Consider the following 11656-nt stretch of genomic DNA (forward strand, 5'->3'; position numbering starts at 1 on the left):
ATGCATCATCACCATGAGTTTGAGGGCAAGAAGATCTCCGCAGTTCAGATTGACGTAGACTTCATGACACCGTTCTGCAAACAGGTTATGGCAGGCGGCGCACAGATCTTAGAGCGCACCTACTTTACAGACCTTCTGACCAATGACGGCAAAGTTGTCGGCGCAGTCGGACTGAACCTGGATACAACAGATATTGTCGTTGTACGCGCTAAGGAAGTCGTCCTTGCAACCAACGAGTTCAACCCGTCCTGCAGAGACATGTTCTATGCACCGGCAACCGGTTATATGGCAGCTTATGAAGCAGGCGCGCAGCTTAGAAACGTAGAGCATCTGACAGAGTGGGATCTGGTTTACAGAAATACCGGTAACTTCCTGTACGGCGTTCACTGGGTTGTATGTAACAGCAAGGGCGAGAATATCTTCAAGAAACACAACTCACATTCCTTAGAAGAGCTTGATGTCAACCTGATCCGCGGTATGGCCAAAGAGCTTGAAATGGGCAATGGTCCGCTGGTTGCAGACTTTACACAGCTTCCGAAGACCAACGAAGGTGCTGATGGTTTCTTCTATGGAATCGAAATGAAGCAGAGACTGGATCTGGATGAGTTCATCCGCAATCACCAGGATATCGATCTGAGCAATCCGAAGCCGGAAGTATCCGTATCCTACCGTGTCAGCATCCGTTCCCTCCGTATTGATGTAGAAGGTAAGACCAGCGTTCCGCATCTGTGGGGCCTCGGTCAGATGACAACAGCCGGTTCTGCACACGGCAGCTGGGTACACGGCGACGGGCTTGGTGTAGCAGCCAAGACCGGTCTGATGACTGCAAAGGCAATGGCAAAATACATTGATGATTCTGAACTTGGCGAGATCGACGAGAAGCAGTTAGAGTTCTTCAAGAATAGAATCTTCGAAGCAGCGGAATACAAAGGTGAGTTCCGTCCGGATCATGTGATCCGTCACATCTCCCGCCTGATCAAGAGACCGGAATACAGCTTCAATAAGACAGAAGAGACCATGACAGAGCTGATCGCAGAGCTGAATGAGATCCGTGATCAGTACAAAGATATGATCCACCTGCCGAAGGTAAATGGTCATTATCTTGCAAAGGCAATCGAGCTGCGTACCATGATCGATATGCTTGAGATGATGTTCATGGTATTCAAGACCAGAAAAGAGAGCCGCGGATGCTTCAGCCGTCTGGATTATCCGGAGCGCGACGACAAGAACTGGCTCAAGTGGGTCATCCTTGAAAAAGGTGAAGACGGCAAGCCGTCCATCTTCACAGAGCGTATCCCGATTGAACGCTATCCGTTCAAGCCGGAAGGTTGGGAAGAAATCGCAATGGCAGAATAAAGAAATCATCTAGTATCATAACCTACCTCTACTTATGGGGCTGTCCGGATCAACGGGCAGCCCTTATATATTTTCCTGAATATCTTTGTTTTTCTACACAAACCGACAAAACAGGTACTGATTTTGTGAGGATATGGCCAATCAAAAACGCCTTTCTGCATGCTAGCATTATGGATAGAAAAGTGTATCAATTCCTGAATCAAAAATAACAGATGTAATAGGAGGCTTTACAGGATGAAAGAGTTTACGGTACTTACGATCAATCCGGGTTCCAGCAGCAAAAAATGTAGATCTCTCAGAGGTTGACGCAGTGGTCGGCCGCGGTGTCGGTCTGTTTGCATGCGAGGGTGGAACCTATGAGATCGATGATCTGGTACTTGACCATGCGACACGCGATGTGGCTGAGATCCATCATCCGGCGACACTTGGCATCCAGATCGCAAAAGAGATCGCAGATGAGCTGAATGTACCGGCATTTTATGTCAATCCGATGCCGGTGGATGAGCTGTGTGACGAAGCGCGTATGACAGGCGTGAAGGGCCTGTATCGTACAGCACGTTCTCATCCGCTGAATCAGAAACAGGTGGCGATCCATCACAGTGAAGTGGTCGGAAAGAAATATGAAGACTGCAATTATGTCATTCTGCACATGGGCGGCGGCATCAGCATTACCGCACATAAAAAGGGCAGAATGGTAGATACCTCCCGTGCCGGTGATGCACAGGGTGCGATCTGCCCGAACCGCTCCGGTGATCTGTGTGTCGATGATATCGCAAACCTCCTGAAAAAAGGATACACCTTTGAAGACTGCTATGAGCTTGCTTCCAACAGAGGCGGTCTGGTAGACCTTCTCGGAACCGATGACGTCCGCAAGGTAAAAGAAATGATCGCAAACGGCGATAAGTTCGCAAAGCTCTGCTACGACGCAATGATCTATACGATCATCAAATGGACCGCAATGATGGCTGGCGCGATGTACGGCGAAGTCGACGGCATTCTGCTGACAGGCGGTATGGCATATGATGAGGAGCTTGTTGAGCGCATCAAGCAGGGATGCGAGTGGATCGCCCCGGTTTATGTATATGCAGGAAGTTTTGAGACGGAAGGCATGGCATCAGGTGCGATCCGTGTACTCTCCGGTCAGGAGCAGGCAAAGAAATATACGGGCAAACCGGTCTGGGACGGTTTTGATTTCGTAGATTGATCAAAAAATATGCTTTTTCAGCAACAAGTTGAAGGGAGAAAAAAGTTATGGAAAAGAACAGGAAACTATCAACGAGTTTAACAGACAACAGGTTTGGGACCTGGGGCTGGAGCATGATCTTCTATACGATGATCCTGTATTTCTTTTATGCAGCGATCACGACAGACGGCATGAACCTGATCCCGAACGCCTTTGCGGCAGCACACGGATGGGATTCCACCGTACTTCTTTCCGCTGCGACCCCGGCAGGTCTGATCGGCCTCGTAGGCGGTTTCGTATTCGGCCGTCTGGTCATTAAGACAAAACCGCGTAACATGTCAGGATTTGCATTGATCATTACAGGTATTCTGTATGCGCTGCTCGGATTTGTACCTTCCGTTACTCTTTACATTGTAGATCTGTGTGTGATCTGCTTCTTCGCATCCGGTTTCGGTACTGCTGCATGTCCGGCATTCATCGCAAACTGGTTCCCGCGTAAAAAAGGTATCGCACTCGGATGGGCAACCATGGGTGCACCGATCAGTTCTTCTGCATTCGTAGCAGGCTTTTCTGTACTGCTTGCAACCAAAGGCATCCACACAGCATTTATGATTTTTGGAATCTTTGCAGTGGTTATTGGTATCATTACTTTCTTCTGGGCAAAGAATGAGCCGGCTGATGTCAACTTCCTGCCGGATAACATGGCGCTCGATGAGGACATCGCAACACAGGAAGTACATGTAGACAACGAGAAATTCTCAATCAAGAACATCTTAAAGAACAAGAACACATGGCTGATCATCTTTGGTTATGGTCTGCTATGGATGGTTCTGGTTGGTATCATCGCACAGTTTGTACCGCGTATGATGTCTGTTGGATATTCTAACGGTGAAGCGCTGATGTTCATGACCATCACATCCATCATCGCAATCCCGGGAAGTTATCTCTGGGGCTGGCTGGATTCCAAATTCGGCACCAAGAGCATTACGATCATCTTTGCAGTTTCCTATATTGCAGCTCTGATCCTGCTCATCACATCCTTTAACACCGTATGTGTATGGCTTGGATGTATCTTCGCAGGACTTGGTATCGGTGGTCTGTTGAACCTGCTCGCATCCATGATCATTTCACAGTTCGGCCGTGAAGGCTTTATGTCCGCGAACAGTATCATTTATCCGCTGGCAAACGTGGTACGTACCTTTGCATTCGTTCTGATGGGCGTCCTGCTGACCATTTCCCATGGAAGCTTCACATTACCGTATGTGGTATTCATCTTCCTGGATATCGCCGGTGCGATCATCATCATGTTCATCCCGTATAAGAAGCCGAAAGCTGCTGACGCGGCACAATAACAGACTCAGTCATTATAAAACCGGATCAGCGGCGATGACAGCTGGTCCGGTTTATGCATAGAAAGGAAATCATATGAGTAATTTACCCATTACAGAAGAAGAAAGAAAACTAGACTACAGCGATCTGCTGTTTAAGCCGCTTCCGGAAGTGGATCCAAAGCTTCTGGAAGAAATGGATCTGAGTCCGGTTGATCCGTCTCGCATCACATCCATTCATGACCGGAACGACATTTTAAAACCGGGCTATCTGGAAGTGGAGAATGGCTATGCGAAAATGCCGGACGGTTCCGGCTGTGTGGCAACCAAAGTGGAAATGCCGGGTGTGACACCGGAAATGATCGTCTGGTGGTTTGCATGGCACGGCATCCGTGATCTTCGTTACCGGATCTGGTGCCCGACAGAGCACTACGGAATCCATGTACATGAAGACAGCCTTGCGCATCGTTTGGACACGTCACTTTCTCTGGAAGAAAGAGGATGGGGCACGACGGATGTCGTAACAGAAGATGTAGGAAACGGTCCGCAGGAGATGCATCTGTCATTCTATTCGCCGGAAGACTACGGTTATGATTCGGAGCTGGTAAAAAATGTGGATGCATTGATCAACGCATGCGTTTCTGATCCGAAGACCGGCATGCGCCTAATCACATTTTCACATTGTATCAGAAAGATTCCTGGCGGTATCGAATATCGCTCCCATTACTGGCAGGGATACAGCATAGATGAAAACGGCAAAGCATATGCAGCCTCCATCCCTCCGGGAGGCTTCCCGATGGAGGTTATGAAGGCAAACGCATATCACAGCCTGCTTGAGTATACGAATCTGGCACAGATCCTGCCGGGGCTGTATGAGAAGTATGGGAAAGAAGCAGATCTGACGAAGGACTTTTATAAGTAGACCTGAATAAAAAACAGCCAGGCCAATGCCGCGTTCCGGCATCCGGCCTGGTTGTTTGAAGTCTATACCCGGTGTCTTCTGCCGAGCATGTGGGAGTATTTTTCACATTCTCCAAGCAGGGGGCCGAGTGTTGCGCCGACCTCAGCCGGATTGGTCGTGTTGACAAGCACGAAACAGAACATCGCGAATGCATCGTACTTCCCGTAAGTGTCAAAGCATCTGTGGATTTCTTCAACACGGGATTCGAATGATGCATCCGGAAGTGCGACTGCGCCGGCAGAATTCCAACCGCCAATGATACAGAAACGGTCGCCGTATTTTGACAGCAGACCCTCGATGTCATTCGTCGGCTGAACAGAGGTCCATCCTGCAGCACCAATCTCGATCATATCTTCGATAAAGCTTTCTGTTTTTCCGCAAGTGTGCCGCAGCGGGATCATTTCCAGTTCCCAGCAGGCATCATAGAGACGCTTGTGGTAGGGCTTGATCAGCTCTTCGTACTGTTCATGAGAGATAAACGGTGAGAGCTGTGTGCAGATGTCATCATAATTGACAAATACATCCGGATTAATGTAGTCTTTGACTTTTTTTGCGGTTGCGATCTTAAAATCCGTAATTTTGTCAAACAGTTCTTTGACTTTTTCCGATTCTTCGATCAGAGCGATCAGTGCATCGCCAAAGCCCATCAGAGCTGCCAGACGTTCAAACACACCGGTACCGCATCTATATTGCAGAGCATTGATATTCAGGTCGTAGCCCTGGCAGAATTGAAACTCTCTGGCGGCGATCTGATCCCAGTCCATCGCATTGACATCCGGAATCTTTACGATGTCGCGCCATTCGGTGAAGTTGTCGATATCCATGATGCGCTGCGACGGATCAGGAACGGAAGCACCGTTTCCGGTTGGCGGGCAGATCCAGTTGACGCCGAAGCCGTCAAGACCGCCACCGATCGGACCTTTTTCAAAGATCGGTCCCGGAACCGAACCGAATCCGATATAGGAACAGTCAACGATCTCAACCGGTGACCATTCGATTTCTTTGTGGTTTAAGAAGTTTAAATAGTTTTCTTTAGGGGTTAATGGCATGTCGTTCCTCCTTTTTCATAGTCGTTTGCTGTTATGAAAATTGTATCGTTGCGGGAGGAGAGGTCTCTGACTGTGGCACATTGTATATATGTGATCATAAAAGGCTGCCGGACCGGATTCCTGAAAAAGAGATGCTGTCCCGGATCGCTGTCGGAGAGGCGCTGTCTCGTGTCCTTCGCGAACGAACAGAGTGGATTCTGTTCGATGAGGATACAGATCTTTACAGTGTGTGGAATCAGATCATAGAGCTGTTTGACCGATATCACCGGTGGGAACGGGAGATGCTTTTGCTGACAGGAAAACAGATTCATCGGGGAACAGTTTGTCTATCGCCTTATCCTTACGGAATGTGTCCGATCATTTTGCCGTACGGATGAGATTTTGCTGAAATACTGCACAGCGTTTCTGGCGCATGGAATCGCGCAGACGGATGTCATGCTTGTGCAGAATCATGAACGTTTGACCACGATGCTGGCTGAGGTCATCCGAAGCGGGACTGTGAACCGTACCATGCTTCAGGCGGAAGCAGAGAAGATGCCCTGGGGACTGGAAGATAGTTATCAGGTGATCTATGTGCAACCGAGTGCACAGGATGTCTATTATTCTGCACTGGATTATCAGTGCAGGGAGCTGACGCGGCTGTTGGGAGATGCAGCAGCATTTGTTTATGAGGCGTCGATCATTTGTGTGCTTCATAAGGTGTCCGGAGATGAAAAGAAGAACCGGGATGCTGATTTTACGGTCTACGTAAGAGAAAACGATTTTCGCGCCGGTACCAGCAATATATTCAACGGTTTGTATAAGATCCATGATTATTACAGGCAGGCACAGCTGGCATTATCCATTGGGATGAAGGAAAATCCGATGCACTGGATCCATGCGTTTTCGGATGTGACCTTTGGATATCTTTTAAATAAGATGACAGAAGATTTTTCGGCTGAAGAGCTGGTATCCCCGATTTTCTTCAGGTTAAAACAATATGATGATGAAAACGGTACAGAATATATCCGGACACTGGAAGCATATCTGGATCATAATATGAACGTGGTACAGACCGCAAATCAATTGTTTGTTCATCGCGCAACCGTGATCTACCGGATCAAAAGGATCTGTGAGATCGGGCATACGGACCTAAAAGACAAACGAGAGTTATTGCATCTGGGAATCACATTTACCCTATTGCAGGACTGAGGTCATCCAGAAACGAGACTCGCCAGGGTTTGTTCATAAATGTATAAAAACAGGCCATATTTTGTCGCTTTCTATCTAAACATCTGCGCCCTTGACAATGCTAAGATATTCATGAAAGCAAGCAGAAGAGTTGTATTCTGAAATGACAGATAGACAACAGGCAGGAATAAAGGTGACAAACTATAAATAGTCAAGAGGTTTTGCGAGTTTTTTTGATGAGTAAAAAAGGGTAACTTTAATAAGCCATCTGAAAATAGCGTATTTCAGATGGATACTATCAGACTAAGAAAGTCGAGCTTTAACGAAACTTCTGAGCATTAAAGTCTATATCCTGCTTCTCCAATGCATAGATGACTCTAATAAGCTTCTTTGCAACGTGTGTAATAGCTACCCGGTGTGGCTTGCCTTCTCCGCGTTTCTTGGCATAGTAAGCTGCAAATGTCATATCAAAGCGGATTAAAGGCAGACAGCAATTGATCAATGTATATCGGAGTTGAGATGATCCACGCTTAACCATTCTGCCCTGTGAGATTCAGTTCCGGATTCATTTATTCCTGGTTCTATTCCGGCAAATGCGAGCATCTGTCCGGGATTAGAAAAATTAGATATGTCTCCGTATTCTGAATAGATCACAGCAGCTGATAAAGGACCGATGCCAGGGATAGACATATAGTGAGGATGAACTTCTTCAATCAACCTGGTTATTTCTGCCTCAAGAGTATCTATTTCCTTGGCCAAGGTTTTATACAGGGAAAGAAGGGCTTAAACTCAGGGAATGTGTGATCCAGCACGTTTGTGATTTTCACAAGATAAAAGGAACGCTGGCGAACAAGCCTATCTCGTAAACGTGTTAATGACTTAAGGGAATAAGCGTGATAAAATCCTTTTGAATGGGGTTTGTACTCAACAGTCATTAACCAACGAGCTATTGCTTCGCAGTCAACAGAGTCGGTTTTTGTACGCCTTAAAGTTTTTGATTTTTTGAATTCGCTGATAAGCACAGGGTTTACTTCCATGAAGGTTTGGAGAGATTTTTCAAGGAAGAGTTCGAGATTGAGAGCATAATGGGCAGTTGATTCAAACCCTATTCTTATGTCCTCAGGATTGGATAAAGAGTTGATGATGGCCAGTAGTTCATCAAAGCCATTCTTATCATTTTTGATAGTGATTTTTGAGACTACTTTTTGATCAACTGCAGATATAATGCAGCAATCGTGTTTGTACTTGGAAATATCAATTCCTATAAAGTACATAGACATAGGTTTTACCTCCTGATTAATATTTTGAGCACTGTTGTCTTCCACAGAGAATTCGGCTGTGTAATCACGTAAATAGAAACGTCGATGCGTTAACAAACTGATTAACAGTAATAGACGAAAAGCTGTGGTCTGAGTCACCTCGTACCAGTCAAAGCTGTAGCAATATAGAGACAGATCCACAGTGCCTTTTCAAAATATATCAGAGATGGAGCTAGATACCCAGTGATAACTGGGAGAAAGGAAAAATCCAATCACCATCTAAGATGATTGGATTATACGAGAATACAAATGAAATTTATCAAGATCAGTGAACACAGACCAGAATTTTTTTCTAATTTAAAAGATCATCCGGAAAGTCTTGCAGGACCATTGGCAGAGCACATCGAATGAATGCAGGATCTGAAAGAAAAAGGAACGTTAGTCGATGCCTATTTCCTTCCGGGGGACGGTCGCTGCATCACAATCTGGGATTTTAAAGATGAGAGTGAAGTGGATAATAATATCCTGCAGGATCCGATGGAGCTTGAGTTTACGGCTCAGTTTTTTCCGGCAGTTCCGCTGTTTGAGCATATGAACAATGCCATGAACCGGAAAGAGTAGTGATCAAAGGAAACAGTACCATGAGAGAACAGACAGTAAAAGCAATGGGGAATCCGTTAGGGACGCTGCCGATCGCAAAGCTATTGCCTAAATTTGCCATTCCGGCAGTGATCAGCATGATTGTCAGCGCACTCTATAATATAGTAGACCAGATCTTCATCGGCTGGGGTGTCGGTGTGTTGGGAAATGCGGCGACGAATGTGGCCTTCCCGATCCCGACGATCTGCCTGTCTCTCGCTTTGCTTGCAGGAATCGGCGGCTCAGCGAATTATAATATCTGTTCCGGCAAGGGCGAGGAAGAAGAGGGGCTGAAATTTGCCGGCAACGCATTGTCGATGATGGTGATCTTAGGTGTTGCCATGCTGGCCGGAATCCTCATTTTCTTAAGGCCGCTGTTGTTTGTATTTGGCGCGACAGACCAGGTCATGCCTTATGCGGTGGATTATGCCAGGATCATTGCGTACGGGTTGCCGTTTTATTTCCTTGGTTTTGGCGCGACACATCTGATCCGTGCTGACAGAAGCCCTGCATTTTCCATGTTTTGCGGGATCATCGGTGCAGTGATCAATCTGGTGTTAGATCCAATCTTTATCTTCGGTTTTCACTGGGAAATGAAAGGCGCAGCGCTTGCCACGATCCTCGGACAAATTGTAACGGCAGTTATTGCGGTTATTTATTTCGCGAAGTTGTCCTCCATGAAGATCAGGAAGCAGCATCTTGTGCCCGGTGGCTTCTTTTTTAGACGGATTTTTGTACTGGGGATCGGCGGTGCGATCTTTAATCTGTCCATCGCATTAAGCCAGATCGTCATGAACAATGTGATTCGTGCGATCGGACCATCATCTGTCTATGGCGTTGAGATTCCGCTTGCGTGTGTCGGCATCATCGTCAAGATCGATCAGGTCTTCCGTGGGATCGGGATCGGCGTCCATCAGGGCTGTCAGCCGATCTTCGGCTTTAATTACGGAGCAAAAAAATATGACAGGGTACGGGAGTGCTTCAGACGTGCATCGATTGCTGTGATCATAACAGGTGTTATATTCTTTGCAGCATTTATGCTGTTTCCGAAAGGGATCCTGTCGATGTTTGGCGCGGAGTCAGAAGCATTCTTTGCATTTGGTGTCCGATTCTTTAGGATCTATCTGATGTTTACGATCCTGAATGCGTTACCGCAGCTGATATCCGGGTTCTTTACGGCAGTCGGGAAGCCGGTGCCGGCAGCAATGATTCCCGTGATCAAGCATATTTTCACGTTTATTCCATTGGTTTTGCTTCTTCCGATGCTGCTCGGAATGGATGGGATCATGCTTGCGGGTGCAATCTCTGATGCGATCATCATCGTCGTTTCTCTGCTTATGGTAAGAAAAGCATTGAAAAAATTAACAATGGCGAAGACTTGCTGATTGTTTATAGTATACTGGTATCAGTGAAAGAGAAAGGAGGATGCTCATTGCAGACAGAGTACCGATTATTATGATGAGGTTGTTAATTCCATGATAGCGTCAATATGGGCATGCGAAATAAGTGTTCGATTTTGAATGCCCTGTTGAATGCCCTAAGGGTTGGTGCTTCGGAAACCCGCTTCCTTTCTGGGTTTGCGGACTCAGGGAGTATTCGAGTCCCGTCTCGCGCTCTCAATGAGGGATCATCCGAAAGGATGGTCCCTTTTATTTATTGCCGATAAGCATTCTGCCTGCGGAAGCCATCGCATTTCTGTACAGTTACTACTTTAAGAAATTCGGGATCTTTGCTATAATATTTCTCGATTCATGGAAGAAGAAGGGCGATTTTTCGTCATTTTTCATCAAGATGAATGACAGAAACAGTGAGAACACGGATCTGCGGGTGCCCGCAGGACAGGGAGGACGCGTATGAGCTACGCAGACAAAGTATTTAAAGCGATGTGTACGGATATTCTGGAACACGGCACCAGCACCGAGGGTGAGAAAGTGCGTCCGCATTGGGCAGACGGTACCAGCGCGTATACCATCAAACAGTTCTGCGTGGTCAACCGATATGATCTGTCAAAAGAATTTCCGGCCCTGACGCTGCGGCGGACAGCCATCAAGAGCGCCACCGACGAACTGCTCTGGATCTGGCAGCAGAAGTCAAACAATATCCACGACCTGCACAGCCACATCTGGGATTCCTGGGCAGATGCCGACGGATCCATCGGAAAGGCCTACGGCTATCAGATGGGAGTGAAGCATCAGTATAAGGAAGGCATGTTTGACCAGGTGGACCGGGTGATTTATGATCTGAAGCACAATCCGTACAGCCGCAGAATCATGACAAATCTCTACGTGCATCAGGATCTGCACGAGATGAATCTGTATCCCTGTGCCTACAGCATGACCTTTAATGTGACCCGGCGGCCGGATACGGACCGCCTGGTGCTGAACGGCATCTTAAATCAGCGCTCCCAGGATGTGCTGGCAGCGAACAACTGGAATGTATGCCAGTACGCGGTACTGCTGCATATGCTGGCTCAGGTCTGTGACATGCAGGTGGGAGAATTTGTCCATGTGATTGCAGACGCGCATATTTACGACCGGCATGTGCCGTTAATCCGGGAGCTGATTTCCAGAGAAGAGCACCCGGCGCCGAAATTCTGGCTGAATCCGGAAGTCAGGGATTTCTATGATTTTACCAGAGATGATGTAAAACTGATCGACTATGTAACCGGACCGCAGATTACGGATATTCCGGTGGCGATCTGACAGGAGAAC

The 11656-nt window shown here is 47.1% G+C and carries 11 protein-coding genes; 8 read left to right on the forward strand and 3 right to left on the reverse strand.

Annotated features, from left to right (window positions below; genetic code table 11):
* The 4 genes from CXIVA_RS08300 (at position 1) to CXIVA_RS08315 (ending at position 4789) form a co-directional block, all read left to right on the forward strand.
* Positions 1 to 1356, forward strand: coding sequence for an FAD-binding protein (locus tag CXIVA_RS08300; RefSeq protein WP_013977566.1), 1356 nt, complete (start codon positions 1 to 3; stop codon positions 1354 to 1356).
* 262 nt (positions 1357 to 1618) lie between these two features.
* Positions 1619 to 2560 carry a butyrate kinase gene (buk, locus tag CXIVA_RS08305; protein ID WP_083834995.1) on the forward strand — a complete coding sequence of 314 codons (942 nt, stop codon included), beginning with the start codon at positions 1619 to 1621 and terminating at the stop codon, positions 2558 to 2560.
* 47 nt (positions 2561 to 2607) lie between these two features.
* A complete protein-coding gene (locus tag CXIVA_RS08310; RefSeq protein WP_013977568.1) occupies positions 2608 to 3891 on the forward strand; it encodes an MFS transporter in 1284 nt (427 codons plus the stop codon).
* Between the two features lie 73 nt (positions 3892 to 3964).
* On the forward strand, positions 3965 to 4789 hold the full coding sequence (locus tag CXIVA_RS08315; protein ID WP_013977569.1) for a hypothetical protein: 825 nt from the start codon (positions 3965 to 3967) through the stop codon (positions 4787 to 4789).
* Between the two features lie 62 nt (positions 4790 to 4851).
* On the opposite strand, the gene CXIVA_RS08320 is transcribed toward CXIVA_RS08315, so the two are convergent.
* The gene (locus CXIVA_RS08320; protein WP_013977570.1) at positions 4852 to 5877 is read right to left on the reverse strand and encodes a uroporphyrinogen decarboxylase family protein; all 1026 of its coding nucleotides are present in this window, start codon (positions 5875 to 5877) and stop codon (positions 4852 to 4854) included.
* 381 nt (positions 5878 to 6258) lie between these two features.
* On the opposite strand from CXIVA_RS08320, the gene CXIVA_RS08330 reads away from it, so the two are divergent.
* On the forward strand, positions 6259 to 7068 hold the full coding sequence (locus CXIVA_RS08330; protein ID WP_013977572.1) for a helix-turn-helix domain-containing protein: 810 nt from the start codon (positions 6259 to 6261) through the stop codon (positions 7066 to 7068).
* Between the two features lie 477 nt (positions 7069 to 7545).
* Here the strand turns inward: CXIVA_RS08330 and CXIVA_RS14355 are convergent, their stop codons facing one another.
* A complete protein-coding gene (locus CXIVA_RS14355; RefSeq protein WP_242822927.1) occupies positions 7546 to 7737 on the reverse strand; it encodes an IS110 family transposase in 192 nt (63 codons plus the stop codon).
* A 53-nt stretch (positions 7738 to 7790) separates the two neighbouring features.
* On the reverse strand, positions 7791 to 8327 hold the full coding sequence (locus CXIVA_RS14360) for an IS110 family transposase (protein ID WP_013977575.1): 537 nt from the start codon (positions 8325 to 8327) through the stop codon (positions 7791 to 7793).
* A 390-nt stretch (positions 8328 to 8717) separates the two neighbouring features.
* Between CXIVA_RS14360 and CXIVA_RS08345 the strand changes: the two genes are divergently transcribed.
* The 3 genes from CXIVA_RS08345 (at position 8718) to thyA (ending at position 11647) form a co-directional block, all read left to right on the forward strand.
* Positions 8718 to 8927: a hypothetical protein gene (locus CXIVA_RS08345; RefSeq protein WP_013977576.1), complete on the forward strand. Its 210-nt coding sequence runs from the start codon at positions 8718 to 8720 to the stop codon at positions 8925 to 8927.
* A 20-nt stretch (positions 8928 to 8947) separates the two neighbouring features.
* Positions 8948 to 10330, forward strand: coding sequence for an MATE family efflux transporter (locus CXIVA_RS08350; protein ID WP_041727776.1), 1383 nt, complete (start codon positions 8948 to 8950; stop codon positions 10328 to 10330).
* 468 nt (positions 10331 to 10798) lie between these two features.
* A complete protein-coding gene (gene thyA / locus CXIVA_RS08360; protein WP_013977578.1) occupies positions 10799 to 11647 on the forward strand; it encodes a thymidylate synthase in 849 nt (282 codons plus the stop codon).
* Positions 11648 to 11656 lie beyond the last annotated feature (9 nt).

The organism is Clostridium sp. SY8519, assembly GCF_000270305.1.
Classification (GTDB): Bacteria; Bacillota; Clostridia; order Lachnospirales; family Lachnospiraceae; genus SY8519.